The sequence below is a fragment of the Streptomyces sp. HUAS MG91 genome (genome assembly GCF_040529335.1).
Taxonomy (GTDB): domain Bacteria; phylum Actinomycetota; class Actinomycetes; order Streptomycetales; family Streptomycetaceae; genus Streptomyces; species Streptomyces tabacisoli.
In genome coordinates this window covers 8,413,657-8,438,669 of record NZ_CP159534.1, presented here as the reverse complement: position 1 = coordinate 8,438,669, position 25,013 = coordinate 8,413,657, and the positions used below count along the sequence as shown (strand labels likewise).

Sequence of the window (25,013 nt, the reverse complement as noted above, 5' to 3'; positions counted from 1 at the left end):
AGTCGGCCGGCTCGGGTGCGAGTGCGGGCGGGGTGGTCATGCGCTGATGCCGATGGCGGAGACGTAGGCGTAGGCGGTGTAGTCGGAGTCGAGGTCGCAGATGATGTCGTCCCACAGTTCGTCGAGGAGGCCGTCGTCCTGGTCGGCCCAGGCGTCGACGATGTCGCCCCACAGGTAGCGCACGTGTGCGGTGCGTTCGGTGACGTTGTCGCGCTCGCGGCCGTGCTCCACGTGGCTCTGGTCGACGGGGTAGATCTCGATCTGCCGTCCGCGGCCCGCGTTGTCGAGGTGGCGCGTGAGCCAGCCGGAGCGGATCAGGTTCGCGCGACGGCGCGTCCAGTAGGCGGCGTCGAGGCGGGCCAGATTCGCTTTTGAGGGGCGGGACTTGCCCCGGAACCAGTCGCGCATGGCGCGGTCGGAGACTCCTTGCGCGCGCAGTTCGGCGCGGCCGGCCGGGGAGTTGAGGTAGCGCAGGCGGGCGTTCTGGCCGCGCTGGGAGCCGATCGGGGAGGCGATGCCCGACTGGTAGACGATCCTGCTGAGTTCCAGGACCAGGGCCGCGCCGCCTTTCATGCCGCCGGCGCCGTACTTCCCGAAGTCGCCCCAGTCGGCCCAGATTCCGACGTATCCGGCCGCCGACGCGTCCCTGCTCCCGCCGCCCCCGCCGCCGGTGTTGTGGGGCGGGGGCGGGGTGTCGTTTTCGTCGTCGTCGAAAAGGCTGAGCTGGTCACTGAGCCCGTTTCATCTTGGCGTTGACCTGGCCAGATGAAGGGTGAGGACGGCTCGGACAAGGTCGGTGATCCGGTTGGTGCTGCATCGGATCTGTCGGAGGATTCGCCAGCCCTTCAGCGTGGCAACGGCCTGTTTGCCGACGCAGCGGATCTTGGCGTGGGTGGTGTTGTAGCGGCGCTGCCATCGCTTGGGTTTCCGGCCGCGGATCGGCACCCGCATGTGTCGCCCCGCCGCCTGGTACGCGCGATCGGCTCAGGCCGTCAGCCCAGTGGTGCTCAGGGCCTCCACGATCCCGTGGGTGCGGGCGGCGGTCAGGTCGTGCGTGGCACCGGGCAGCGCGGGCGAGGCCCACAGCAGTTTGCCGTGCGGATCGGCGTTGACCTGCACGTTCATTCCGTGGTGTTTGTGTTTCCCGGAGTAGTACCGGCGGCCCTCTGCGATCCGGCCGATCGGCAGGAGCGTGCCGTCCAGGATCAGGAACGCCTTGCGCCGAGCCTCGCTCATAGCCTGCTGGAGCGTCGGAGCGAGGACGGACAGGACCGCGATCGCCGCGCGTATGTAGCGGTAGGCCGTGGCGGTGCCGATGCCGAACCCAGCGGCGAGCTGGGCGTAGGTATCGCCCTTGCGCAGGTGGGCCAGGACCAGCAGGGCCCGGCGGCCCGGCGGCAGGCGCCGCCACCGCGTGCCCTGCCGTCGATGCCACAAGCGCAGACGGCCGGCCAGGAAGCGCACCGTGGAACTGGACAGGTCGATGCCGCAGCGGTAGACAAGCACGCGAAGCCCTTGGTGGATCCGGTTCACTTGGTCGAAAACCCGTCTACCAGGGGCTTCTTCGCCCTGTCAGGCCAACGCGCAAGCCACTCCCGCAGGTTGGAACAGGCTCACTGCTGCGGGTATTGGTCGGAAAAGCGAAGACCGTCTCCGTCGTACCGTCCGGATGCACCCGCACCAGATCGTTGGCACCGGCATCCGTCACCAGGAAATCCGCACCGTCGCGGGCGAACGCCCACGGATTGGAGAACACCTCGTTGACCCCCGGATTCCCGGCATCCGGATTGTGCACCAGCTCGTGCTGCGCCAGATCACCCAGCACCCGCCCCCGGACGTGCTCAGCGTGCCCAGCGGCCCGCCGCCCGCACCCAGCGCCACCCGGTCTGCCGGCACACCACTCAGACCGTAACTGACCCGGTAACCACCCTCGCCCGCCGACTCGCCCTGGACCACACCCGCCATCCGGGTCAGCACACTCGTCCCGTAATTCTGATTGATCTGCTCCGACGGCAGACCCGTCACCACACGCCGCTTCGACGCACCCGCCACCCGGTACAACCAACCCGTGAACCCCAGACCCCGGTTACGGCCCGCCTCCACCGGCGGCACACACGACGCCGAACTGCTCCCCGCCTCCCCCACCAGCAGCGAGCCATCCCCCTGCACCCGCACCCCACGCGGATTGTGCAGATCACCCGCCACCACCAACCCCATCGGCGACACCCCCACCCCACCCGACACAGCCTGCCCCGGCACCGCCGACACCCCAACCGAACCCACCACAGCCCCCACCCAAGACTTCCTCACACGCGACCTAACACTCCTCCCAAAGGACCCGCCCCCGCCGTCAGGGGCCCACGCACACGGCACCCCAGATGCGGAAGACAATCACCACCCCGGTGTCCAAGACCGGACAACCCGCACTTGCACACCCACCAGCCACAAATCCCAGGCACCCACGCACCCGCGGCGCACCCCGCCAGAAACCAACCCCAGGACCACCACAAAAAGCCCGGCCCGACGCAGCCCCAAAACCCGGACACCACCACCAGACCGTCGATGATGGCGCGCTGCGCCCCAGCGAGCTAAGGGCTTTCCCGTAACAGGGCGGCACACCGTACCTATCCCGGACGGGGCCATGTCAGTACCTGGTGGCAGAATCCGGGAGTGCTGATCAAGGGATACGACGAGGGCCCGCTGGTGGCGGGTGAGTCGCTGCTGGCCCGCCTGGGCTTCTGGTCGAACCACCTCCTGGTGCTGTGCAGTGACGGTTCATGTGGCGAGCCACCGTCTCCGGAGTGCTTCGGCGATGACGGCGCCGATACCGACGCCATGTCCGAGGTCCTCTTCGATCCCGAACACTGGCCCGCCTTCCGGGTACCGGCCACGGATGGTCTCGGAGCTGTGGTGATCTACCGCAACCTGGTCGGTGACTACGGCACCGACTACCTCCTGACCCATCCAGGCAGAAGCTACGCCCAGCAGGTCGCCAGCTGGGAGGCGGGTTTCTCGGGGGCTGGCCTGACATGGCAGGAACTGGTCCGCATCGCTGACAACCCTTACTCCGCGGCCGAAGGCGTCCAGGACACAGCCGCCCGCCTCTTGCTGCTCCTGCCGCACCTCATGGACTCGGACCTGCCGACGGCGGTCCTGGCAAGGCTCACCACTGCCCTGACTGTGGTCGGCGCGCCGCAAGACACGGCCGCCACCACAGCGGAGCACCTGCTTGCCCACCTAGCAAGAAGGTCCCGGCATGATCCCACGTGGGAGTCGCCTCTGAGCGGCAGCTAAACGGCAGCTCAATTCTCAGGCCGTACGATGAAATGATCTTGGTGTGGCTGGTGTGATCACGGCATCGGGCAGGCCGAAGTTGAGCTTAGGGTTCTCCACGACCTCGCGGCCCAGACGGTCCAGGACAACGGATGACAGTCGTCGCAAACGGCGACGGCGGAGCCCTCGAACCCCTCAGGTAGACGAAGGCGGAAACACGAGTCCGCGCGCAGCCGTTGGCTTCGCCGTATTCGCCGACTGCGCCGCGAGGCGGGTCTGAGCCTGGCGCACGGCGCCGCGACCGCAGCGGGCAGCATTCTGATCACGACCACCTGTATCTGGGTCCAGCCCCGCTGAGCCGAGGGGCAACTCGGCTCAGCTCCACGATCCAGCAAAGGCATCAAAATCCAAGGCTGATCGATCAACTCCCGCACTACGATGCGAAGATGAGTGAGCTGACGCCTGCTGTTGGGTGCGCCCTTCATCAACGCGGGCCGTTGCGCCGTGCGCTCACGGCCAAGGGCTTGTCCGGCGGATCAGGGACGGACCGGGAGTCGGTGTGCCGGGGATGAGCCGTCGGCGGGAATGGACCAGCGCGTCGCAAGGACCTCGCCTGTGTCGGCGAACTCCCAGTGGGTCGCATGCTTCCCTTCCCTCAACGGCCATTCGACGCGGACGACATGTCGGCTCAACAGGGTCTCGAACCAGCCGGCGCACCGTTCCGCAAGTTCCTCGACGGTGCCGGAGGCCCGGAAGAATCCGTACTCGGGCGATTCCTGAAGGTTGAAGAGCTGGTCGCAGACCTTCCCGGCCAACACGTGTGTGCCGTAGAAGTGCACGGCCCACTCGCCGAGTACCAGTCGGCGGACCTCGTCGAGAACGCTGATATGGACGAGCAACGACGACTCGTCCTCGGGCCGTCCGACCTGGCTGGGAGCCCACGGCACTCGCCAACCAGCGGCCCGGACTCGCAGAGCTGCGAGGAAGCCGAGTTCAGCCTCGCTGAAGTCCCAGGGCTCCTCGCCGTATTCCTCGGGGCCCTCGACCTCGAACCATGTGTAGGCGTCCACGGGAAGACTCTAGAACTACAGCGGTGGTGCGCTCGGACTCGTTGCGGCGCTTGTGGATCTCGCTGTCGAAGCCGGTGGGGCGCCTGCCCCAGCCAGGACGGGAGGGGTCCGCCGTCAAGAGGTGGTGTCCAAAGGAGGTGCGTCAGGGGGCGCAGTGCACCGCCTGCTACGCGCTGCTGTCGTCGATCGCAAGCAGCACGGCGGGGGCGGACTGCTCCGGATCAAGTAGGTGAAGCCCCGCCCGTCCTCCGTTCCGCGCGCGCCCGGAACTCGTCCAGGAACCCCACCGCGAGCGCCAGCACCACAGCCGCCAGGGCGAACGCCACAGTGACGGAGTTCAACCAGGTGTAGGCGCCAGTGCCCGCGATCTCGCTCCCGTCGTTCAGGATGCAGTGGAAGCCGAGCGGCAGGTAAGACGGTTCGTGCCCGGCGAGGTGATCCAGCGTGGCGGGGTCGAGCGAGCGGCAGGGCAGGGCCGGGGCCGAGTCTGCGCCGGACTCCGCCTCGTGGGAGTCCCACTGGACCGAGCCGAGCCCAATCACGTATACGAGCACGGCCGCTGCAGCCGCCATGACGGCGCACCAGCGCAGCAGGTCCCTGCCCCAGTCCGGTCGGCGGCCCGGCAACACGACCGAGACCAGCTTGACCAGCACGGCGACGGTCCAGACCGGGACGGCGAGCAGAGCGCCGTACATCAACAGAACGAACATGCCTGCGCCACCGCCGCCTTCGAACGTTCCCCGGGCCTGTACGACGGCTGCACCGTCCCGTTCGAGACGCCGGAACGCGCCGGCCGGTTCCCGCCGCCCGCGTCGTGCGATTCAACGCTCCTTCCCGGAACCGAAGTCGCTGAGACAGAACCCGGACATGTACAGGATCTTCTGAAGATCGACGCGACCCTTGCGTCGTCGGCGTCAGGGCCAAGGCCAAGTCCAACATCACCTGCTACCTGGACATCAACACGCCCAGCGTGTCCTTCGGCTCCGACGCCAGTGGCGTCGCCTCCCCTGTCGGACAGGGCGGCGAAGACCCCATCGAGCTCTCCGGCTCCGCCGTCGCCTATACGGGCATCAGCCCCAAGACCACCAGGGAAAACCGCGGTGTCGAGTTCGAGAACGTCATCATCGCGATCACCGAGGGCGACCCGAACCCGGCCGAGATCAAGCTCCCCGAGACCGGCACCGTCGACAAGCCCATCGTCACCAACTGCTCCACCAAGCGCTCCGAGACTGTCCCCGTCATCGTCTGACGGGCGGCCGCCCCGGACCACTCGGGACCATCCCCGCAGGCGCGAGGCGCCGTTCGGTCTAGGGCAGTTGTGCGCGTGCGGGGCCGGTACCTGGTCCATGGGATCGTCCGACTGATGCTCGTTCGTGATCCACGGATGTACAACCCGAGGTGGATCCAGGCTGTCTGAAAGGCGCCGGAGGAAGAGCCTCCAGTGCCTTCCCAGTACAGAGATCGGGGATCAGGTGGGGAAGAAAGTCTTCAGAGCTGTCGTGACCGGTGGCGCGGCGGTGGTGTTCACGGCCGTGGCCGCGGTGCCGGCCGGGGCGGCCGAGGGCGGGGTCTCGTTCACCCGTGTCCAGGTGAACGGCGGAAAGCCGATCGTGATCGGGGTGTCCAACGAGGTCGCGGCGCCCACCTCTTTCCGTATGGCGACCACCCACAAGTGGAAGTGGCCGGCGGTGTTCCTGTACCGCGGCAATACGGGTGACCGGCTGTGGCACGCCATCGACTCGAGCGACTGCATCAAGGTGAGCCCGGGCGTCTGCGATATCAAGGAGACGATGTTCTTCGACCCGAGCGAATGGGACATGCGCAACAGCGAGGCCGGAGCCTGGAAGGTCGCGGCCGAGGTGTACTTCGAGGGCGGCGGCGGTGACACCGATGACGAGGGCCTCACGGCCTACGTCAAGCGCAACTCCCGCCTGACCGTCAATGCCTCGCCCGAACCGGTGTCCAAGGGCAAGACCATCACCGTGACCGGAAAGGTCACGCGGGCCAACTGGGAAACCAGGAAGTACGCCTCATACGAAGGCCGTCTGGTGAGCCTGCAGTTCAAGCCCACCGGTGCCGCCTCCTACACCACGGTGAAGAAGGTGTACGCGAACGGCTCGGGCAATCTCAAAACGACCGTGAAGGCATCCAAGGCGGGCACGTGGCGCTGGGTGTACTACGGCAACACCACCACCGGACCATCGACTTCCGCCGGGGACAACGTCGTGGTGAAGTGAACTCGCTGAGCAACCTCTTCCGGCTGCACAGCGAGTGGTGCGGCCGATGAGCCGCTGATCGCCCGTACGCCGGGCGCCTATCCCTCGCCATCGTTCCGGGGACTGCTCGGGACGACGGCGGGCGGGCGGCCGGTGCGTGACTTCGTTCCCGTGCTCGTCGAACGCAAGGCACGCGCCGTACTGGGCAAGCCGTCCGAACCAAAGGGATGACGGGTGGGTTCAGGAGGCGAGGGCCTGCCGGATGAGGTCGGCCACCGCGTCGGGCTGGGACAGGTAGACGGAGTGGCTTGCCGCGACCTCGGCGACGGTGGCTCCTGCCCGCTCGGCCATGGCCCGCTGCGCCGGAGGCGGGATCATGTGGTCCTCGGTGGCCACCAGATACCAGCTCGGCTTGGTCTGCCAAGCGGCCTGCGAGACAGCGCCGTTGAGGGCATCCACGCCCCAGGGGACTTGGGAGTCGGCCATGAACCGCGCCTGTTCCACGGGGAGGTCGCCGGCGAACGCCTCGGGGAACTTCTGCGGGTCCAGGAGGAGGAAGCCGTCCTGGGGCGGGAGGATCGGCGGGACCGGGGCGCCGGGCGGCGGGTCGGCGATCAGGGTGCCGACGGATTCTCCCTTGTCCGGCGCGAACGCCGCGATGTAGACGAGCGCGGCGACCTTGTCGTCCTGCCCGGCCTCGGTGATGACCGCACCGCCGTAGGAGTGGCCCACGAGGACGACCGGCCCGTCCTGCGCCGCGATCACCCGCCGCGTAGCGGTCGCATCGCCGTCCAGGGACAGCGTCGGATTCTGTACCACGCTCACGCGGTGGCCATCGGCGACGAGCCGCTCGTACACGGCCTGCCAGCCGGATCCGTCGACGAACCCACCGTGCACAAGAACGACGTTGCGAGGTTCCGAGACTGCGCTCATGGTCTTCCCCCTCTTGCCGGTGATGACTGGTGCATCGGGCACGTTGAGGCTAGAGCGAGTTGGTTGAAACCGCTTCTGACAATTGGCGTAGGCCGCGAGCGAGATATCAGGGGCTTCAGCGTAGATACCCTGCGTCAACGGCAGGACATAGCGCGGTTCACATCATCACGCTCGCCTTGTCCGCATGTCGGCACGCTCGGCATGTCGGCATGTCCTCAGATCTGGTGCGTCATCTCGGGCGGGACGATCAGATGCCGCGCCCTGTGCTCGGCGGCAGCGCTCGTCGCGTACGTCCTGAACCCCTCGGACGCCGTCGTCCGCTGAAGATCCTGCTCTCGCTGCGCACACACCGGGCAGTTCGCATCGAAGTCGGGGAGCAGCGGACCGTGTGCCTGGGCCAGGTGCTGGCCGAGAGCGAGTTGCGTCGTCAGCCCCGAGTCGAAAGGGTCGATGTCCACGGGGCCCGATGTCGTCAGCGACGCCTCCGCGACGGCCTCGCGGGCGTCGATCATGCGCCCGTACAGGACCGTGCACGTGTCGCACCCCATCATCCACGCGGGTGGGATGGGCCACAGTTCGTTGTCGTTCAGATCATCTGCCGCCATGGGGTGAGCCTATGGACAGTCGCCTCGGACGGGATGGCCGATCAGGCCAACGGCCCTTGTTGTTGGGTTCTCCGATCGGCTCCTTGCCGACCAGGAGCGGGGGGCCGGGCCGGCGTCCCTCGCCGTGAAGGATGAGGGTCGAGGCGTTGGTGGCGCAGGTCACACCATGCGACCCCGTTTTGCCGGGCAGGCGATCAAATGCTCGCCTGGGACACCCAGGGAGAACGACCGCACCAACCCCCTGGGAGGCACACATGTCGTCGAAGCGACGTCGCAAGAAGAAGGCCCGCCGCAAGAACGGCGCGAACCACGGCAGCCGTCCGCAGTCCTAGCGGCGGTGACGGAGAAGGCGGGGCGGCACTCTGGTGCTGCCTCGCCTTTGTCGTACCGGGAGACGTTCGACGCTCCTCATCAACTGCGTCGACCGCGTCGATCTGCGGCACATCGACTCCTCCGTCTCGTCATCGGAGTCCGTTCACACGTCGACCATCCGATCCCTGTTCCGCAGGTTCAGGTTGCGGAAGGAGACCTCGCACACGTGAGGGGCGATTCAGGCCGTCACTCGTCGTCGGTGACGAAGTCCGTCAGCGCCGCAGCGACGGCTTCGGGCTGCTCGTCGGGGATGAAGTGTCCGGCGTCGGGCACGACGATTCCGGTGGTGTTCTCGGCCCATGGACTGATGGCGGCGGCCATGTCAGGGACGGAACCGTGGCTGCTGGAGATGCCGAGGATGGGCACGGTCAGATGCCGCGACTTGAGCGCTTCGCGGTTCCTGCGCGCCGAGTCCGGGGCGTTTCGGTAGTACGCGAGGGAAGCACGCAGGCCGCCGTCGACGGCGATGGCCGCCGCGTAGTGGTCGAGCTCGGCGTCGTCGAAGGTGTCGGGAGACAGGGCCTTCACTTTCAGGAACCAGCCGACGTACTCGCGTTCGCGGCCGGCAAGCAGCGTCTCGGGCAGCTCGGGCACGCTGTGGAACGCGAAGTGCCACGTTTTCCACGCTTGATCCGGGTCGGTGGGGATCGACTCCGGAAGAGTGATGCCGGGGATCCCGGCGTCGAGCAGAGCGACCCGGCGCAGCCGGCTCTCGAAGTCGAGGGCGAGGGAGAAGGCGACCCAGGCGCCGATGTCGTGGGCGACCAGGGAGTATGTCGACACTCCGAGAGCCTGCACGGCGGCGTGGACGTGTGTGGCGACCGTGTGCGTGTCGTAACCGCGCTCCGGGCGCTCGGAGTGGCCCTGACCTGGCAGGTCGATCGCAATGACGTGGAACCGGTGCGCGAGGTGGGGCATCACCTTTCGCCAGGCCCACCAGGTTTGCGGGAAGCCGGCGAGCAGGACCACAGCCGGGCCGCTCGGCTGTCCGCCTTCGACGGCATGAAGGCGGACGCCGTCCGCGTCGACCCAGCGGTGGGTGAATCCGGCCAGATGTTGCAGGGGCAGATCGCGGATGGGGTTGCTCGCGGAGACATGTGGAGTGCTGGCTGCTGGGCCGGTCACGGGGGTCCTCCGTCGGTGTCAGGTGTGGGGTGGAGACGGTGTGGCTGACGGCGTGGTGTGTTGAGCGCGCGGTCGCGAAGTGAGCGCGGCACGTCTGGTCATGAGCGCGGCTGGACACGAGCACGTTTGAAGAGTAGCGCATCTTGAACCGATCAGTTCAAGATAGGATGGTGCGTGACACGGCCCGACTCATCGACGCATCGGAAGTGCCGCGTGGCAGGCAAGAAGCAGTTCGACATGGACACGGCGCTCGACGCTGCGATGATCCAGTTCTGGCGCGATGGCTACGCCGACACGTCATTGGGCGATCTGTCGCGCGCAACGGGCCTGAACCGCAGTTCCATCTACTCCTCCCTCGGCGACAAGGACACGCTCTTCCTGCGCTGCCTGGATCTCTACGCCGCCCGCTATGGCGCGAAGTACGACGCCGCCCTGTCGTGTGCGGCCTCGGAGCCCGTGGCCGCTGTCCGTGCGTTCTTCGACGTCACCCTCGAGCGCATCGCCGATCCCGAGCTCCCTGATGGATGCCTGATCGCCCAGTCGGCCATGGCGATTCCGGTGCTGAGCCCGAGCGTCGCGGCGCACGCCAAGCAGGCCCTCGGATTCCAGCGGCTGCGCCTGCGCGCCGCCCTGAAGGCCGGCCGACTGGCCGACCAGGACGCCGAGGACTTCGCCGTACACGCGGCGGCTGTAAATCAGTCGCTCGCCGTCATGAGCAGGGCCGGGGCGAGCCCGGCGCAGCTCCTGGCCATCGTGGGCGTGACCGTGGACGCGCTGTCGCAGACCAGGCGCTCGGGACAGCGGACCGCCACGCAGGAGAGTTGAGCGGTTGCCTCGCTCTGCCGTGCCTTCGCCGACCCGCCGAATCGGGAGGCACGGCAGAGCATGTTGGGCCGGACGGGTCACCAGGGCTGCGGCAGCCCGGTGACCGTGCACGGACTCCGCCCGCGCAACACTTGATGTAGCAAAAACTTTCATACCGTCAGAAAATGAGCAGAAGAACACATCGCGAGCGTCCGGTCAGGCGACGGGTCTCTCTGAGCGCCGCGGCCGCCGGATGTCTGTTGGTCGCCGTGGCGGCCACCCTCCCCGCAGCCTCCTCGCTGGCCGCAGCCCCGTCCGACGGCGGCTCCGACCTGCTGCAGGAGACGTTCACCGGCACCTCGGTGATGGACCCCGGGTTCATTCCGCTGAACACGGTGTGCCTGACGGGCGCGTCGGAGGAGCCGCCGGCGGACCAGTCGGCCACCGGGCCCTGCTCGGACCCCGAACAGCAGACGCAGCCCGTACCCGAGTCCGGCCGCACGCCGGGCTGGCTGCAGCTGACGGACCAGGGCAACTACCGGCGCGGTGGCCTGCTCTACAACCGGCCGCTGCCGGGCAACGGCGGACTTCAGGTCACGTTCGACCAGTACCAGTACGGCGGAAACGGCGCGGACGGCATCGGCTTCTTCCTGGTCGACGGCTCCGTGGACCTCACCTCCGCAGGGGCGGACGGCGGTTCTCTCGGCTACGCCCAGCGCAATCTGACTCCCGGGGTCGACGGCGGCTACCTCGGCGTCGGCCTGGACGCCTACGGCAACTACGCCAACGACGCCGAGAACCGAGGCATGGGCTGTACGGGGTTGGACGCCTCCCCCGTCGACGGCTTCAACATCGTGCCCGACACCGTCGTCCTGCGCGGTCCCGGACAGGACCTGGACGGATACTGCTACCTTGCCGGCACGCTCGTACCGGACAGCTCGAAGCCTGGTGGGTACACCTCGAACCTGCCCGGACCGCTGCGCGCCTCCACCGACGATCCCGAACAGGCCCTGCGCACCGCGCGGGTGACGGTCAGCCCCGAGCTGCGGCCGCTGGTGACCGTAGAGATCGACTTCAAGGACGGCAAGGGCTTCCAGACGGTACTGACCCGACGGATGCCCACCGCGGCGCCCAAGACCTACAAATTCGGTTTCTCGGGATCGACCGGCGGCCTCACGGACACACATTTGCTGCGGGGGCTGAAGGCCAGTTCCGTGGACAGTCTCGACAGCCTCAACCTGGTCAAGTCGGTGGCATCCACCCCGCCTCCGGCACACACGCCGTACCACGTGGGCGACACCGTCTCCTACCAGTTCCTGGTCACCAACACCTCCCCCGAGGAACTGACATCGGTCACGGTGACCGACCCGCTGGTCAAGGACATCTCGTGCCCGCGCACCACACTCGGACTGGCCGGCGGCCCGGACGCCTCCATGGTGTGCACCGGCAGCTACGTGGTCACCGAGGACGACGCCGCGCGCGGGACGATCGTGAACACAGCCAACGCCCAGGGCCTCAGCCCCGGCGGCTCGGAGGTCCCCTCGAACCCGTCCAGTGCCACGGCCCCGGTGTTCACCCCGAATCCGCGTCTGAGCCTGCACAAGACCGCCTCCCCCTCGAAGGCCGGGCCCGGCGACAAGGTGACGTACACGGTGAAGGCGGTGAACACCGGAAACAGCCCCTACACGCCCGCACACCTCACTGACGATCTGAGCGGCGTCCTGGACGACGCGGACTACAACGACGATGCCATGGCCTCCACGGGAACCGTCACGCGTACCGGTGACCACCTCGACTGGACCGGGAACCTCGATCCTGGCAAATCGGTCACGATCGTCTACAGCGTCACCGTGCACGACCCGGCGGACGGGGACGGGACGCTCCGCAACGTGGTGACCACGGACGCCGAAGGGGGCAGCTGCGCCGACACGGCGGCCTCCGCAGCGCGACGAGCCGCCGCCGACGCCTGCTCCACCGAGGTCCCGGTGGTCACCCCGTCGCCGACGGACTCCCCCAGCCCGACCGATTCCCCGTCCCCGACCGACTCACCGAGCCCGACGGACTCGCCGTCTCCCACGGATTCGTCGTCGCCGACCGACAGTCCGTCGCCGACGACCTCTCCCAGTCCGACCGACAGCCCGTCCCCGACCGGGTCCCCCGCTCCGACGGACTCCTCGACCCCGAAGCCGTCACCCACGCCGACCAGCGAGCCGTCCCGAAGCGTGCCGCCCGCCGGTCACCCGGATCACAACGGCGGAGGCCATCTCGCCGACACCGGGACGACCGTGATGTACGTCTTCGGAGCCGCGCTCGCCGCCATCTGCGCCGGCGTGTTCGCCATCTCCCGCAAGCAGCGCCGCCGCCGGAGCTGAGGGTCCGCATCCGGCACCGCGAACTCTCGTCGGTCGTCGATGCCTTCCACCCGACGGTGGGAGGACGGCGGGGCGGCTGTTCGCTCATACGGCGAGCCTGCCGATGGCGCAGCTTGCGCACGCCGGTAAAGGTGAAGGTGGGCCGACAGACTGGTTCCGTCGGCCCACCCGTTCACTGCTGAAGTCGTGGGGTGATTCGCAACAGGGCTGCCACAAGGTTCCGAAGAGCCTTGACCTTGCCGCGGCAGGAAAGACGACAGTGTCGCTATTGATCACATGCGCGGGCGGTGTGCGCCTGCCAACCGGTACGGCAAAGAAGGGGAGTTCAAGTGACGGCGACCTGCGTCATTCTGGATATTGGCGGCGTCCTGGAGATCACGCCGGAAACAGGGTGGGTGCAGCGGTGGGAAGAGCGGCTGGCGCTGCCGCTGGGCACTGTGCATGAGCGCATGCGTGACGTGTGGCGCGCCGGAAGCATCGGCCATATCAGCGAGCACGACGTGGGATGGGAGGTAGCGTCCCGCTTGGGGCTCGACGCGCCTCAGGTGGAAAGTTTCATGGCTGATCTCTGGGCGGAATACCTGGGAGCGCCGAACGAGGAGCTCATCGCCTATGTACGGGGGCTGCGGGGCAGTTGCACGCTGGGCATCCTGAGCAACAGCTTCGTCGGTGCCCGAGAGCGGGAGACGGCGCTGTATCAATTCGACGAGTTGGTCGAGGAGATCGTGTACTCGCACGAGATCGGCATGGAGAAACCGGATCTGCGTGCTTTCGAGGCTGCATGCGACAGCCTGAAAGTGCGGCCGGAGAACTGTCTCTTCATCGATGATGTCGCCGTGAACGTCGATGCGGCCCAAGCGGCGGGCATGCAGGCGCATTTGTTCGAGGACAACGCAACGACGATCGTGCGGATCGCGGCTCATTTGGAAGCTGGTTCCCCACGTTGAACACCGCCGCAGGATCTCAGCCGGCCTGTCGATCCTGCGGCTCCAACAAGTCGCGGAGAGCGGTCTACTGACACCGGATCAGGCCGGGCGCTGTGCCCTGACTCGCCGAGACGCCGATCTGGTGCCAGTCCCGTGAGCTGAACCTCAGCCGAGGTTCTCCACGACCGTCAGGTGGTACGTGGTGTCCAGCCAGAAGCCCTGGCCGGTGTCAGCCTTTATCTCCAGGACGTACTGGCCGGGCACCAGCGGCTCCACCGCTCCCCACAGGCCCCAGGCGTGCCGCCGGGTGAACCCGGTGCGGAAGGAGCCCGAGAACTGCGACAGGACCAGCTCCACCCCGTTCAGGTGAGCGGTCGCCTCGGCCACCGGAATGGTCAGCGGCGTCGCCGAATGGCTGTGCGTGTGCTGCATGTTGATCACCGGGAAGAAGAGCGGGCGCCCGGCAGGTATCTCGCAGGTGCGCACCACCTTGCCGCCGTACGTGCCCGCCAGGAACCACAAATCGCGCGGCTGCTTCCACCCGGCGTGCTCACCGGTCGTGTCCCGTACGGGGCTCAGTTCCTTCGGCGCCGACAGCGCCCACTTCCACCAGCGACCCGCCAGCTTCCCGCCCTTGTCGTCCGTCAGCTGCCACGTCGTCCCGGCCGGTGCCTCGTTCATCGCTTCCCCACCCTGGTACGAGGGTCCCGACGTCCGGGCCCCTTGATCAACGGCAGACTCTATCCGGGGCCGCCGCCGAGCACGCCTGGCGGCCGGGTCAGCCGAGCGCGACCGCCCGCTGTCGCCCCCATGCCTCAGGCGGTCGGCGTGAAGTCGTGTCGCGGCGCCGTGCGCAGCCCGAACCAGGCGCGGGCCATTTTCCTCGACCGGTCGGTCAGGACGGTGAACGGGACGGGTTCGCGTCCCGCGTCGCGGACGGCCTGCGCGAGGTAGTCGCGCAGTTGCCACACGTCCACGGGGTCGGCGCCCTCGATGTCGAGGGTGTTGGTGAGCCGGTCCTGTGTCCACTCCAGGTCGGCCGCGACCTGCTGGTCGGTGAGACCGGTCAGGGCGAGGTTGCTCCTGAGTTCCGTGCCTGTACGGCGACGTTCTTCGGCGTTCAGTGACATGGGGTGCTCCCGTTCCGTGGAGTGCTGCCACCCGGGTTCTGTCGTCCGGGTGCTGTCGTCCCGGGCGGGGCCGTCCCTGAAGAACGGCCCGGCCCGGCGAAGGGCTCCGGAGAAGAGGTCGCCCGGAAGGCCGGTCGTGACGTCAGCGGATCTCGATGTCGCCCGTGCGGGACGGGATCGCGTCGAGGGTGGCGAGGGTCGCCTCGTCGAGCCGGATCGCGCCCGCAGCGACGTTGGCCGCGAGATGGTCGGCGTCGGCGGTGCCCGGGATGAGCAGCGTGTTGGGGGTGTGGTGGAGCAGCCAGGCGAGGGCGATCTGCGCGGGCGAGGCGTCCAGCCGCTCGGCGGCGGCGAGGACTGCGGGCTCCTCGGTCGCCTTCGGGAGGCCGGGGAAGGCGCTGCCGAGCGGGAAGTACGGCACCCAGGCGATGCCCTCGGCGCGGCACAGCTCGACCATGTCCTCGTCCTCGCGGGAGACGATGCTGTAGGCGTTCTGCACGCAGACGATGCCCGCCGGAAGCGATCGGCGCAGGACGTCGATGGTGGTGCTGCTCAGGCCGATGGCACCGATTTTGCCCTCGTCGCGCAGCGCGGTCATGACGGCGAGCTGGTCGTCGAGGTCGACGTCCTGGTCGCCCTCGGCGCGCAGGCCGGGACCGTGGTCGGCGCGGCGCAGGTTGACCACGGGGACCTGCTCGACGCCGAGGCTGGCGAGGTTGTCCTCGACGCTGGCCCGCAGTTCCTCGGGGCGCTGAGCAAGGCGGAGGTGAACGGGACCGTCGTCGGGCGTGGCGCCGACCTTGCTGACGACGAGCACGTCGTCCTCGGGGCGGATCGCCTCGCGGATCAGGTCGTTGGAGAACCCGTTGCCGTAGAACTGGGCGGTGTCGATGTGGTCCACGCCGAGCTCGACCGCGCGGCGCAGCACGCCGAGGGCGGCCTTGCGGTCGTCTGCGAGTCGGGGCAGCTGCATGGCACCGAAGCCGACGCGGGAGACGGTGCGCCCGGCGAACCGTCCGGCGCCTCCGGCGCGCGGGGCGCCGGAGGCCGTGGTCCGGGAGTCGATCGCGGACTCGGAGGGGGAAGGATTGGCAGAAGGCATGGGAGTCCTGTCCTCGTGAGATGATCGAGGTGAAACGGAGGAGCCTCCGTTAAAACAACCGTAGCACGAACCGGAGGAGCCTCCGCTTTGACCGCACTCGAGCCGCCCGCACCGGACATTCCCGGGGGCGACACGTCCGGCGCCCGTACGGGCCGCCCCGCCGGCACGGGCCGGGCGGGCCGCTCCGACGCGCGGCGCAACCGCGAGAAGCTGCTCACGGCGGCCCGGTCCGTGTTCAGCGCCACCGCCGAAGGCCCGGTCACCCTCGACGCCGTCGCGCGCGCGGCGGGTGTCGGCATCGGCACGCTCTACCGGCACTTCCCGACCCGGGAGGCGCTCGTCGAAGCGGTCTACGCAGCCGAGCTCGACGCACTCGCCGCCGCCGCGTCCGAGCTGCTCGACGAGCTGCCCCCGGTCCCGGCGCTACGGGCATGGCTGGACCGCTACACCGCGTTCGCGGCGACCAAGCACGGCATGATCGACATGCTGCGCTCCGGCCCCTCCCCGACCACCATGCCGACCCGTCCAACCCGCGAGCGGATCGCCGCGGCGGTCGGCGAACTCCTCGCGGCGGGGGCCCGCGGCGGAACCCTGCGCAGCGACGTCGACCCGGACGACGTGACCACTCTGCTCCTCGGCGTCTCGCTGGCCGCAGCGTCCGGCAGCTCACCGGAGCAGACCGGTCGCGCGCTCGACCTGATCGTCGACGCGCTGCGTCCCCGGGCGGAGTGACGACACCGCGACCACCCGGGAGCGTCCTTCACCAAGGGTCGCGCGGCCTGGTTCAACGCGCGGCCGCGGCCGTCCCCGGCGGCACGCTGCCCGGCCTCGATCCTCTCGGCGTGGGGTGCCGGCCTCCCCGTATCTGTCGCCCCCTCGTCCGCCCGCCCCTCACGTCTCGCGCTGCGGCTCGTACGCGTCGGCCTGGAGCCCGAACGTCCAGGCGACGCCCTCACGTGCGGTTCTCGTGCGCGGCGGCACGCGCAGCCAGTAGGTGCGGTGCGTCCCGTCGGGCTCCGGAGTGGAGTTGACGACCTCGACCATCACCACGTCCTCGTCGCCGGGGAGCTGGACCCGCCACAGGATGCCGGTGGCGTCCCGGTGCACGGGCTCCGCTCCGGACTCCGTCAGATAGCGGTCGTAGCCGAAGTGCTCCAGCATCACCCGGCGCAGTTCCGCGTTCTCCTCGTCGCGGATGCGCTGCGGGGTCAGCCCGGCGAGCCCGGCCAGGAAGTCGGCGGGCACCGGCATGCCGCGCCAGGCGTGCAGCGCGAATCCATCAGGGAAGGCCAGGGCGGGTCCGGTGGCGCTGTCGAGGCGGCCGGCCTCGTCGCGGTGCAGCTCCGTGGGCCGCTCGCACACCACGGCCACCCGCTCGTACGGCCACCACCAGCCGGCCGACCTTGCGACCTGCGCCAACCCGTCCAGCCGCGAGTCCGACTCCGTGTCGGACGAGCCGAAAGCGCTCAGCCAGGCGGCCTCGTGCTGGCCGAACACCGCGTCCAGGAGCATGAGCCGGATCGCCGTCTCGCTCCTGCGGTCCCGTGCGCCCGCGACCGTGCGGGACGGCGCGGCCAGGTCCTCCACGACGCCCGTTCTGATGCGGTCGACCAGCATCTGAGTGGTGTTCCACAGGCGGCCTCCCGTGGCGTTCCAGTGCGCGCCCCAGCCGCTCGGGCCGAGCCGCGCGTGCAGCCGCTCGCGGGCCTCGGCCCATGGCCCGTTGCGCACCACGTCCCTGACAGATGAACCCAGTTCGTCATCCCCAGCGAGCCGTACGAGCAGCGTCACGGCAGCGCGCGGCGAGTCCGCCCACAGGATGCGTACGGGCTCGGTCAGACCGGCATCGCGGTAGGCGCGCCGCACACCTGCCTCGGCCGTCTCCCGGTCGGCGGGTCCGGTGGCGGCGGCGACCGCTCGCCAGTGCGCCAGATCCGTCGCGGCGCTCCCCGAGTCCTCCTGGATCCCCACCCCGACCGGTACGCCCGTCTCCGCCATTGCCGTCATGTGCTGTGCCTTCATCGTGTCGGTCATCCCCCGCATCGCCCCGTCCGCGCTCACTCGTCGCCCTGTCCCTGTCCCGCCCGGCCGTGTCCCGTCCGGTCAGTCCGCCACGATCCGCACCGAACCGGGCACGTACTCGCGCTGCCGGATCACCCGGAACCAGCCCTTGGGCAGCGGTATCGCCGCGTGCTCCTCGTGCACCACTCGTCCGCCGTCGGGCAGTTGGAGCAGCAGTGGGCCGAACGGGCCCGGCTCGCGGACCAGTCGGCCGGGGCCGACGACCGCGTGGGCGTGGCCCGTGACCTCGCCCAGTGCGAGCACCAGCCGCCCGCGGGCGTCCCGCGGCTCGTCCTGGGCGTCGCGTACGTGCGCCGGCACCGCGCCCTCCGCGAGCGGCACGATCAGCACGTCTCCCTGCCGGTACATGGCTCTCCCGTCCCGCGGTCCGCCGAGTGCGGCCGCGTCGTCGCCGACGGTAGAGGTTGGGTCTGACAACAGCCGCCCGGGCGCCCCGCGGCCGCCGTTGTCAGTGCCGGTTGGTACAACTTCAGTTCCAGCGGAGATCGCGGACGGCGCGAACAGATCGGGAACGGGGCGGACATGGCCATCGGAAACCACTTGCAGGAGCTGCACGGCCTGCCCACCTTCGACTTCCCGGCGGCGGACGCGGAGCAGGCGGCGGCGCTGCCCGCCGCTGACGCCGTCGCGTGGCGGATCTCCGTCGAGTCGTACGACAGCGAGGAGTCGTGGCCGGAGGCGTTCGCCCGGTTCGCCAAGGCCGTGGACCTCGGCGGCGTCAAGGCGATCGTCGTCGGCTCGTGGAGCGACCCGTACGAGGAGGGGTCGGGGCCGGTCATCGGTGCGCTGCTGGAGGCGCGGGACCGGCTGACGGCGCTGCGCGCGCTGTTCCTGGGGGACATGGTCTTCGAGGAGTGCGAGATCTCCTGGATCACGCAGAGCGACGTCACCCCGCTGCTGAACGGCTTCCCGGAACTGACCGAGTTCGCGGTGCGCGGCGGGACCAGCCTGGCGTTCCCTGCGGTGCGCCACGACCGGCTGCGCTCCCTCACCGTGGAGACGGGCGGTCTGCCCGCCGAGGTGGTGCGCGGCATCGCGGCGAGCGAGCTGCCCGCCCTGACCCGGCTCACCCTGTGGCTGGGCACGTCGGACTACGGCGGTGACTCCGCGGTCGCCGACGTCGAGCCCTTGCTGACGGGCGGCCGGCTGCCGGCCCTGAAGCACCTGGCCCTGTGCAACAGCGAGATCCAGGACGACATCACGGCGGCCGTGGCGGCCGCACCGGTGGTGGCCCGGCTCGACACGCTCGACCTGTCGATGGGCGTCCTCACCGACGACGGCGCCACCGCGCTCCTCGCGGGCCAGCCGCTCACGCACCTGAGCAAGCTCGACCTGCGCCACAACTACCTGAGCGACGGCCTGCGTCAGCGCATCCTGGACTCCCTGGTACCCGCGGGCGTGGAGGTCGACCTCGACGCCGACGGCGCGGAGGAGGACCAGGACGGGGACACCGTGTGGCGGTACGTCTCGGTCGGCGAATGACCGGGCGGACCACACCGGCGGGGCCGGACGGCGCACCGGACACCGGGGCCGCGTCCGTGCCGCACCCCGCCCCTCTCCGTCTCGCCGTCGTCGGCAATCCTGGCAATCGCCGGGTGGACCTGTTCACGGCCGCCGTGCGAAACGCGGGACTGCCGGCGCCTCGTACGGTCGCGTGGCGTGACGTACTGCGTGACGGCGGCGCCTCGTTCGCCGACGACGAGATCGTGCGGATCGACTCGGCGGGCGAGGACGAGGAGGTCGAGCGCGCCCTGCGGGACGTGTCCGATCCGACGCGGGTCGAGGGCGGCGCCCGGTGGTACCGACGGTTCCTGGCGGCCGTACGGTCCCTCGACGGCGGGGTCCGGCTCGACGATCCCGACGACGTCGCCGTGCTCTTCGACAAGCGCCGCTGTCACCGTGTCCTCGCCGATGCGGGAGTGGCCGTCCCTGCCTCCCCCACGTCCGGCGACACCGCCGAGGTCGCCGGCTGGGACGACGTGCGGGCGTTGATGGCGGAGCACGGAATGCCCCGGGTGTTCGTCAAGCCGGCGCACGGCTCGTCGGCCTCCGGAGTGCTCGCCCTGGAGACGGCGGGTCCCGGCCGGATCCGCGCCACGACGTCCGTGGAGGCGGCGGACGGCGCACTGCACAACTCCCTGCGCGTGCGGCGCTACACACGTGAGGCCGACATCGCGGCGATCGTGGACGCGCTGGCTCCGGACGGGTTGCACATCGAGCGCTGGCTGCCGAAGGCGTCACTGCAAGGACGGGCGGCCGATCTGCGCGTCGTCGTGGTCGCCGGCCGCGCCACGCACGCCGTCGTGCGCACCAGCCGGACGCCTCTGACCAACCTCCATCTCGGCGGCCTGCGCGGCGAATGGGCCACCGCCCGGCAGGCCGCGGGGGCCTCCTGGGCGCACGCCCTCGACCTGTGCGAGCGTGCGGCCGCCTGCTTCCCGCGCACCCTCTGCGTCGGCGTCGACCTGCTGCCGTCGGTGGGCTGGCGGCGCTTCACCGTCGGCGAGGTCAACGCCTTCGGCGATCTGCTGCCGCGCCTGACCGGGCTGCCCGGCAGCGGCGCCGAGGGCCTGGACACCTACGCGGCCCAGGTCGCCGCCGTGCTCCGCCACTTCCCCGATGCCGCGCACCCCGCGCGGGCCCCGGCCGCGTTCGGCGCCCCGCACCCGGCGGCTGCCGCCGCACACCCGCTTGCAAGGACCCGCGATGCCCGCACCTGACACCACCTCGCCACCGCCGACTGCGCCGTCCGCCACGAGCGGCGCGACGACCGATGCCGAGATTTCCGAGACACCCGAGATGCCCGACATGAACGAGGTGGTGAGCCGCGACGACCTCCTGCTGCTCACCCTCGACACACTGCGGTACGACGTGGCGGTCGAGCTGGCCGAGGCGGGCCGCATCCCCCACCTGGCACGTCATCTGCCGGGCGGCACCTGGGAGAAGCGGCACGCGCCGGGCAGCTTCACGTACGCCTCCCACCAGGCGATGTTCGCCGGTTTCCTGCCGACTCCGGCGACGCCCGGCCCGCATCCGCGGCTGTTCGCGGCACGGTTCGCGGGCAGTGAGTCCACGGCGGGCCGCACCTACGTCTTCGACACCCCGGACCTGGTGTCGGGCCTGGCCGCGGCCGGATACCGGACGGTGTGCGTCGGTGGCGTCGGCTTCTTCAACCGGCAGGGCGCGCTGGGGAACGTTCTGCCGGGCCTCTTCCAGGAGAGCCACTGGGAGCCGGAGTTCGGCGTCGCCTCGCCGACATCGTTCGAGGCGCAGGTCGCGCGCGCGGAGCAGGTCGTCGCCGGTCTTCCGCACGAGCAGCGGCTTTTCCTGTTCGTGAACGCTGCGGCGCTGCACCAGCCCAACTGGTTCCACCTGCCGGGCGCCACGCGCGCGGCGGGCGACACCCGTCGGACCCATGCCGCCGCTCTGGAGTACATCGACCGGCACGTGGGGCGGCTGTTCGCGGCGATGAGCGCGCGCCGCCGCTGCTTCGCCATGGTCTGCTCCGACCACGGCACGACCTACGGGGACGACGGCTACACCGGCCACCGTCTCGGCCACGAAGCGGTCTGGACCGTGCCCTACGCCCACTTCTTCCTGGAGCCGACCGCATGACCACCACCGCCGAAGAGACCGCACGCGCCGACGCCGCGCCCACCGACGCCCCGCGCCCGTACCAGAGTTATGTCTACGCGTACCCGCACAAGACCGCCTACCGGCCGCTGCCCGAGCGCCCCGCGCTGCGCGACCTGTGGCGCGACGAGCCCAAGGGCGCGCTCTCGCTCTATCTCCACATACCGTTCTGCGAGGTCCGCTGCGGCTTCTGCAATCTGTTCACGCGCATCGGCGCTCCGGACGAGCTGACGGGCCGCTATCTGGACGCCCTGGAGCGGCAGGCCGTGGCGGTGCGCGAGGCGCTCGGCGACGGCCGGGACGTGCGGTTCGCCAACGCGGCGTTCGGCGGCGGCACTCCCACCTTCCTCGACGCGGACGAGCTGGTACGGCTGTGCGACATCGCGGAGCTTCGCACGGGAGCGGACCTGCGGGCGGTGCCGCTGTCTGTGGAGACCTCGCCCGCGACGGCCACGGCGGACCGGCTCGCGGTCCTCGCCGAGCGCGGCACGACCCGGCTCAGCATCGGCGTGCAGAGCTTCGTCGACGCGGAGGCCCGCGCCGCGGTCCGGCCGCAGCGCCGTGCGGACGTGGAGGCGGCACTCTCCCGCATCCGGGACACGGACATCCCGGTGCTGAACATCGACCTGATCTACGGCATCGACGGCCAGACCCCGGCGAGCTGGCGCACCTCCCTGGACGCGGCGCTCGTCTGGCGCCCCGAGGAGCTGTACCTCTACCCGCTCTACGTCCGGCCGCTGACCGGCCTGGGCCGGAGCGCCGCCCCGCTCACTGACCAGGCATGGGACGGGCAGCGGCTGCGCCTGTACCGCCAGGGCCGCGACCATCTTCTGGAGCACGGCTACGAGCAGGTGTCGATGCGCATGTTCCGGCGTGCGGACGCCCCCGCGCAGGGCCCGGACGACTACGCCTGCCAGACCGACGGCATGATCGGTCTGGGCTGCGGCGCACGCTCGTACACCTCGTCGCTGCACTACTCCTTCGAGTACGCCGTCGACATGCGGGAGATCCGCGCGATCATCGACGGCTACACGGCCACCCCTTCCGAGGAGTTCGCGCGGGCGCGGCACGGGCGCCGCGTCGACGGGCGGGAGGCGCGCCGCCGGCATCTGCTGCAGTCGCTGCTGCAGGCAGAGGGCATGCCGTTGGACGACTACCGGACGCGGTTCGGCTCGGGTGCGTTCGACGACTTTCCGTCCGAGCTCGCCGCGTTCGCCGCGCGCGGCTGGCTGGAGCCGTGCGAGGACGGGCCGCGGCTGCGGCTGACACCCGAGGGGCTGGCGCATTCGGACGCGCTCGGGCCGGAACTGTTCTCCCCCGAGGTGCGCGCCGCGATGGCCGCGTACGAGCCGAGGTGAGCGGGCCGATGGACCTGACGCTGCTGTACCGGGGGCCGCTGTCCTCGTGCGACTACGACTGTCCGTACTGCCCGTTCGCCAAGCGGCGCGACTCGACCGCGCAGTTGCGGGCGGACCGCGCGGCGCTGGAGCGGTTCACCGGCTGGGCGGCCGGGCAGCGCGAGGACCGGCTGTCCGTCCTGTTCACACCGTGGGGCGAGGGGCTTGTCCGATCCTGGTACCGCAGGGCGATGGTCGAGCTCTCGCACCACGAGCACGTCGCGCGCGTCGCCATCCAGACCAATCTGAGCTGCCGCACGGAGTGGCTCGCCGACGCCGACCTGGACACGCTGGCCCTGTGGTGCACGTTCCACCCGGGGCAGACGCCCTACGAGCGGTTCCTCGGCAAGACGCGGGAGCTGGCGGAGCGCGGTGTGCGGTTCAGCGTCGGTGTGGTTGGGTTCCCGGAGCACTTGGAGCAGGCCCGCACGCTGCGCAGGGCCCTGCCGTCCGAGGTGTACCTGTGGGTGAACGCGGCGGAGGGCCGTACGTACACGGACGAGGAGGCCGCGGCCTGGACGGCCGTCGATCCCCTCTTCCCGTACAGCAGGCACCCGCACCGCTCGGCCGGGCTGCCCTGCCGGACGGGTTCCTCGGTCGTCTCGGTGGACGGCGAGGGCACGGTGCGCCGCTGTCACTTCGTCCGCGCCGAGCTGGGCAACCTGTACGACGGTTCCTGGCGGGCGGCGCTCGCGCCCCGGGCGTGCCCGCTGACGGTCTGCGACTGTCACATCGGCTACGTCCATCTGGAGACGCTGCCGCTGTACGACGTCTTCGCGGGCGGAGTCCTGGAGCGGATACCCGCAGCGCCGGTCCACGCGGTCAGGACGCCGATTCCCGGTCCGCCTTGATGGTGTGCGTTGCCGAAACTCCGTCACCACCAGTCGCCCGATGTCCCGCCGCGCGGCCTCCGCCCGTCCGGCGGGACTTTCCCCCTAAGGCCCGTCCGGCCGATCAGGTCGCAGTCGGTCGGCTCGCGCGTTTCCAGACCCCGCGCCCGCGACAAGATCCGCCGGACAGGCCCTAGTTCTCCGACGGGATCCGCGAGGCGATCTCGCGGGCGAACCAGCCCGCCTCCTCCGACAGTTCCTCCAGCCCCTCCCCCGCCACCAGTTGCAGCAGTCGCAGCAGGTCGTGGGCTTCTTCGAGGGTCAGTACCTCCAACCGGCGTACGGCGTCCTGAACGGGAATGACCGATGTGATGTCGTGACTCATGGTCCGATCATCAGCTGCCGAAGCCGCCTCCCGTGCAAAGGGGCGCGCAGATCCACTCGTACGGATGCAGGCCCGTACGGATGCGGCTCGGCCGATGTGCCGCATCGCGGCGCGTCGCGCCCGTGAGGCGCGCGGGAGCGTGGCGCGCTGAGGCTCAGGCCGGGTCCTCGGTCAGGGCCGCACGCGCCGTCTCGAGGATCTCCTCGGAGAGCGGGTCGCCCTTGGTGGCGCGAGCCAGGACGAGTGCGCCGACAAGGGTGCACAGGGACGTGACGCCGTCCTGCTCGTCGGTGGTGAGCCGGTCGGCGAACGCCCGCACGCCCTCGGTGTAGACACGGCGGGCCTCGCGGTCCTCGCCGTCGCGGGCGATGTCGGTGGCGAGCCCGGAGACCGGGCAGCCGTCGGCCGCGTCGTCGCGGTGCTCCACGGAGAGGTAGGTGTCGATGAACGCGCGGCGGGAGGCATCCGGTCCGCGCGCGCCCTGCTCGGCTCCGGCTCGATGGCGCTCGGCGAGCCGGCCGAAGGCGTGGGCGGTGGCCTCGTCGACGAGGGCCTCCTTCGAGGCGAACTGCTTGTAGAAGCCGCCGTGCGTCAGACCGGCCGCCTTCATCAGCTCGGCGACACTGACGTGGGTGCCCTGTTCCCGGAACAGCCGGGAGGCGGTCTCCACGACCCGCCGGCGGTTCTCCTCGGCCTGCTCCCGCGATACGCGGCCCATCGGCCACCTCCCATGTCGATGCCGGTCCCCCACTTTGATG

25 protein-coding genes and 2 pseudogenes are annotated in these 25,013 nt (G+C 69.9%); 12 read left to right on the top strand and 15 right to left on the bottom strand.

Annotated features, from left to right (window positions below; genetic code table 11):
• Positions 1-36: 36 nt before the first annotated feature.
• The 3 genes and pseudogenes from ABII15_RS38330 to ABII15_RS38320 all read right to left on the bottom strand — a co-directional run bounded on the left by ABII15_RS38330 (position 37) and on the right by ABII15_RS38320 (position 1,825).
• Positions 37-573, bottom strand: a complete 537-nt coding sequence (locus ABII15_RS38330) for a hypothetical protein (protein ID WP_353946910.1) — start codon at positions 571-573, stop codon at positions 37-39.
• Positions 574-741: 168 nt separating this feature from the next.
• Positions 742-1,506, bottom strand: a pseudogene (locus ABII15_RS38325) (transposase family protein).
• Positions 1,507-1,549: 43 nt separating this feature from the next.
• Positions 1,550-1,825 carry a hypothetical protein gene (locus ABII15_RS38320; RefSeq protein ID WP_353946909.1) on the bottom strand — a complete coding sequence of 92 codons (276 nt, stop codon included), beginning with the start codon at positions 1,823-1,825 and terminating at the stop codon, positions 1,550-1,552.
• A gap of 845 nt (positions 1,826-2,670) precedes the next feature.
• Between ABII15_RS38320 and ABII15_RS38315 the strand changes: the two genes are divergently transcribed.
• Positions 2,671-3,294, top strand: coding sequence for a hypothetical protein (locus tag ABII15_RS38315; RefSeq protein ID WP_353946908.1), 624 nt, complete (start codon positions 2,671-2,673; stop codon positions 3,292-3,294).
• 515 nt (positions 3,295-3,809) lie between these two features.
• On the opposite strand, the gene ABII15_RS38310 is transcribed toward ABII15_RS38315, so the two are convergent.
• Entirely contained in the window at positions 3,810-4,343 is a 534-nt protein-coding gene (locus ABII15_RS38310; RefSeq protein WP_353946907.1) for a hypothetical protein, read from the bottom strand.
• Positions 4,344-4,564: 221 nt separating this feature from the next.
• Complete coding sequence (locus tag ABII15_RS38305) at positions 4,565-5,053, bottom strand: hypothetical protein (RefSeq protein ID WP_353946906.1); 489 nt, start codon at positions 5,051-5,053, stop codon at positions 4,565-4,567.
• 194 nt (positions 5,054-5,247) lie between these two features.
• On the opposite strand from ABII15_RS38305, the pseudogene ABII15_RS38300 reads away from it, so the two are divergent.
• Positions 5,248-5,592, top strand: a pseudogene (locus ABII15_RS38300) (hypothetical protein); the annotation flags it as partial.
• A gap of 223 nt (positions 5,593-5,815) precedes the next feature.
• Positions 5,816-6,580 (top strand): hypothetical protein, encoded by a 765-nt coding sequence (locus ABII15_RS38295; RefSeq protein ID WP_353946905.1) that lies wholly within the window; start codon positions 5,816-5,818, stop codon positions 6,578-6,580.
• A 219-nt stretch (positions 6,581-6,799) separates the two neighbouring features.
• Here ABII15_RS38295 and ABII15_RS38290 read toward each other — a convergent pair whose 3' ends face one another.
• The 3 genes from ABII15_RS38290 to ABII15_RS38280 all read right to left on the bottom strand — a co-directional run bounded on the left by ABII15_RS38290 (position 6,800) and on the right by ABII15_RS38280 (position 9,594).
• Positions 6,800-7,492 carry an alpha/beta hydrolase gene (locus ABII15_RS38290; protein ID WP_353946904.1) on the bottom strand — a complete coding sequence of 231 codons (693 nt, stop codon included), beginning with the start codon at positions 7,490-7,492 and terminating at the stop codon, positions 6,800-6,802.
• A 215-nt stretch (positions 7,493-7,707) separates the two neighbouring features.
• The gene (locus ABII15_RS38285) at positions 7,708-8,097 is read right to left on the bottom strand and encodes a hypothetical protein (RefSeq protein ID WP_353946903.1); all 390 of its coding nucleotides are present in this window, start codon (positions 8,095-8,097) and stop codon (positions 7,708-7,710) included.
• A 558-nt stretch (positions 8,098-8,655) separates the two neighbouring features.
• A complete protein-coding gene (locus ABII15_RS38280; RefSeq protein WP_353946902.1) occupies positions 8,656-9,594 on the bottom strand; it encodes an alpha/beta hydrolase in 939 nt (312 codons plus the stop codon).
• 213 nt (positions 9,595-9,807) lie between these two features.
• Here ABII15_RS38280 and ABII15_RS38275 point away from each other — a divergent pair, with 213 nt between their 5' ends.
• From ABII15_RS38275 to ABII15_RS38265, 3 genes are all read left to right on the top strand, one after another.
• Positions 9,808-10,419, top strand: a complete 612-nt coding sequence (locus tag ABII15_RS38275) for a TetR/AcrR family transcriptional regulator (protein WP_353946901.1) — start codon at positions 9,808-9,810, stop codon at positions 10,417-10,419.
• 164 nt (positions 10,420-10,583) lie between these two features.
• On the top strand, positions 10,584-12,770 hold the full coding sequence (locus tag ABII15_RS38270) for a hypothetical protein (protein WP_353946900.1): 2,187 nt from the start codon (positions 10,584-10,586) through the stop codon (positions 12,768-12,770).
• Between the two features lie 329 nt (positions 12,771-13,099).
• Complete coding sequence (locus ABII15_RS38265) at positions 13,100-13,717, top strand: HAD family phosphatase (RefSeq protein WP_353946899.1); 618 nt, start codon at positions 13,100-13,102, stop codon at positions 13,715-13,717.
• 144 nt (positions 13,718-13,861) lie between these two features.
• On the opposite strand, the gene ABII15_RS38260 is transcribed toward ABII15_RS38265, so the two are convergent.
• The 3 genes from ABII15_RS38260 to ABII15_RS38250 form a co-directional block, all read right to left on the bottom strand.
• Positions 13,862-14,377: a hypothetical protein gene (locus tag ABII15_RS38260; protein WP_353946898.1), complete on the bottom strand. Its 516-nt coding sequence runs from the start codon at positions 14,375-14,377 to the stop codon at positions 13,862-13,864.
• 134 nt (positions 14,378-14,511) lie between these two features.
• Positions 14,512-14,826 carry a DUF2316 family protein gene (locus ABII15_RS38255; protein ID WP_353946897.1) on the bottom strand — a complete coding sequence of 105 codons (315 nt, stop codon included), beginning with the start codon at positions 14,824-14,826 and terminating at the stop codon, positions 14,512-14,514.
• A 142-nt stretch (positions 14,827-14,968) separates the two neighbouring features.
• Complete coding sequence (locus ABII15_RS38250) at positions 14,969-15,928, bottom strand: aldo/keto reductase (protein WP_353946896.1); 960 nt, start codon at positions 15,926-15,928, stop codon at positions 14,969-14,971.
• Positions 15,929-16,015: 87 nt separating this feature from the next.
• Between ABII15_RS38250 and ABII15_RS38245 the strand changes: the two genes are divergently transcribed.
• A complete protein-coding gene (locus tag ABII15_RS38245) occupies positions 16,016-16,660 on the top strand; it encodes a TetR/AcrR family transcriptional regulator (RefSeq protein WP_353946895.1) in 645 nt (214 codons plus the stop codon).
• Between the two features lie 159 nt (positions 16,661-16,819).
• Here ABII15_RS38245 and ABII15_RS38240 read toward each other — a convergent pair whose 3' ends face one another.
• Both ABII15_RS38240 and ABII15_RS38235 read right to left on the bottom strand, forming a co-directional pair.
• A complete protein-coding gene (locus ABII15_RS38240; protein WP_353947324.1) occupies positions 16,820-17,926 on the bottom strand; it encodes a DUF6745 domain-containing protein in 1,107 nt (368 codons plus the stop codon).
• A gap of 105 nt (positions 17,927-18,031) precedes the next feature.
• Positions 18,032-18,358 (bottom strand): hypothetical protein, encoded by a 327-nt coding sequence (locus ABII15_RS38235; protein WP_353946894.1) that lies wholly within the window; start codon positions 18,356-18,358, stop codon positions 18,032-18,034.
• A 174-nt stretch (positions 18,359-18,532) separates the two neighbouring features.
• On the opposite strand from ABII15_RS38235, the gene ABII15_RS38230 reads away from it, so the two are divergent.
• The 5 genes from ABII15_RS38230 (at position 18,533) to ABII15_RS38210 (ending at position 23,891) form a co-directional block, all read left to right on the top strand.
• Positions 18,533-19,492, top strand: a complete 960-nt coding sequence (locus tag ABII15_RS38230; RefSeq protein ID WP_353946893.1) for an STM4015 family protein — start codon at positions 18,533-18,535, stop codon at positions 19,490-19,492.
• The gene (locus ABII15_RS38225) at positions 19,489-20,730 is read left to right on the top strand and encodes an STM4014 family protein (RefSeq protein WP_353946892.1); all 1,242 of its coding nucleotides are present in this window, start codon (positions 19,489-19,491) and stop codon (positions 20,728-20,730) included. Before ABII15_RS38230 ends, ABII15_RS38225 begins: the two co-directional genes overlap by 4 nt.
• Positions 20,731-20,818: 88 nt before the next feature.
• A complete protein-coding gene (locus tag ABII15_RS38220) occupies positions 20,819-21,625 on the top strand; it encodes an STM4013/SEN3800 family hydrolase (protein ID WP_353947323.1) in 807 nt (268 codons plus the stop codon).
• Positions 21,622-23,001: an STM4012 family radical SAM protein gene (locus ABII15_RS38215; RefSeq protein ID WP_353946891.1), complete on the top strand. Its 1,380-nt coding sequence runs from the start codon at positions 21,622-21,624 to the stop codon at positions 22,999-23,001. Before ABII15_RS38220 ends, ABII15_RS38215 begins: the two co-directional genes overlap by 4 nt.
• Positions 23,002-23,009: 8 nt before the next feature.
• Entirely contained in the window at positions 23,010-23,891 is an 882-nt protein-coding gene (locus tag ABII15_RS38210) for an STM4011 family radical SAM protein (RefSeq protein ID WP_353946890.1), read from the top strand.
• A gap of 172 nt (positions 23,892-24,063) precedes the next feature.
• Here ABII15_RS38210 and ABII15_RS38205 read toward each other — a convergent pair whose 3' ends face one another.
• Both ABII15_RS38205 and ABII15_RS38200 read right to left on the bottom strand, forming a co-directional pair.
• Positions 24,064-24,255: a DUF6417 family protein gene (locus ABII15_RS38205; RefSeq protein WP_353946889.1), complete on the bottom strand. Its 192-nt coding sequence runs from the start codon at positions 24,253-24,255 to the stop codon at positions 24,064-24,066.
• Positions 24,256-24,409: 154 nt separating this feature from the next.
• Positions 24,410-24,973 carry a TetR/AcrR family transcriptional regulator gene (locus ABII15_RS38200; protein ID WP_353946888.1) on the bottom strand — a complete coding sequence of 188 codons (564 nt, stop codon included), beginning with the start codon at positions 24,971-24,973 and terminating at the stop codon, positions 24,410-24,412.
• Positions 24,974-25,013 lie beyond the last annotated feature (40 nt).

Bases quoted from the DNA above. Each gene is read 5' to 3' on its own strand.
- ABII15_RS38330 (WP_353946910.1), bottom strand. From the start codon at position 573: ATGAAAGGCGGCGCGGCCCTGGTCCTGGAACTCAGCAGGATCGTCTAC.
- ABII15_RS38305 (WP_353946906.1), bottom strand. From the start codon at position 5,053: ATGTTCGTTCTGTTGATGTACGGCGCTCTGCTCGCCGTCCCGGTCTGG.
- ABII15_RS38290 (WP_353946904.1), bottom strand. From the start codon at position 7,492: ATGAGCGCAGTCTCGGAACCTCGCAACGTCGTTCTTGTGCACGGTGGG.
- ABII15_RS38285 (WP_353946903.1), bottom strand. From the start codon at position 8,097: ATGGCGGCAGATGATCTGAACGACAACGAACTGTGGCCCATCCCACCC.
- ABII15_RS38270 (WP_353946900.1), top strand. From the start codon at position 10,584: ATGAGCAGAAGAACACATCGCGAGCGTCCGGTCAGGCGACGGGTCTCT.
- ABII15_RS38260 (WP_353946898.1), bottom strand. From the start codon at position 14,377: ATGAACGAGGCACCGGCCGGGACGACGTGGCAGCTGACGGACGACAAG.
- ABII15_RS38255 (WP_353946897.1), bottom strand. From the start codon at position 14,826: ATGTCACTGAACGCCGAAGAACGTCGCCGTACAGGCACGGAACTCAGG.
- ABII15_RS38250 (WP_353946896.1), bottom strand. From the start codon at position 15,928: ATGCCTTCTGCCAATCCTTCCCCCTCCGAGTCCGCGATCGACTCCCGG.
- ABII15_RS38240 (WP_353947324.1), bottom strand. From the start codon at position 17,926: ATGGCGGAGACGGGCGTACCGGTCGGGGTGGGGATCCAGGAGGACTCG.
- ABII15_RS38235 (WP_353946894.1), bottom strand. From the start codon at position 18,358: ATGTACCGGCAGGGAGACGTGCTGATCGTGCCGCTCGCGGAGGGCGCG.
- ABII15_RS38230 (WP_353946893.1), top strand. From the start codon at position 18,533: ATGGCCATCGGAAACCACTTGCAGGAGCTGCACGGCCTGCCCACCTTC.
- ABII15_RS38225 (WP_353946892.1), top strand. From the start codon at position 19,489: ATGACCGGGCGGACCACACCGGCGGGGCCGGACGGCGCACCGGACACC.
- ABII15_RS38220 (WP_353947323.1), top strand. From the start codon at position 20,819: ATGAACGAGGTGGTGAGCCGCGACGACCTCCTGCTGCTCACCCTCGAC.
- ABII15_RS38215 (WP_353946891.1), top strand. From the start codon at position 21,622: ATGACCACCACCGCCGAAGAGACCGCACGCGCCGACGCCGCGCCCACC.
- ABII15_RS38210 (WP_353946890.1), top strand. From the start codon at position 23,010: ATGGACCTGACGCTGCTGTACCGGGGGCCGCTGTCCTCGTGCGACTAC.
- ABII15_RS38205 (WP_353946889.1), bottom strand. From the start codon at position 24,255: ATGAGTCACGACATCACATCGGTCATTCCCGTTCAGGACGCCGTACGC.
- ABII15_RS38200 (WP_353946888.1), bottom strand. From the start codon at position 24,973: ATGGGCCGCGTATCGCGGGAGCAGGCCGAGGAGAACCGCCGGCGGGTC.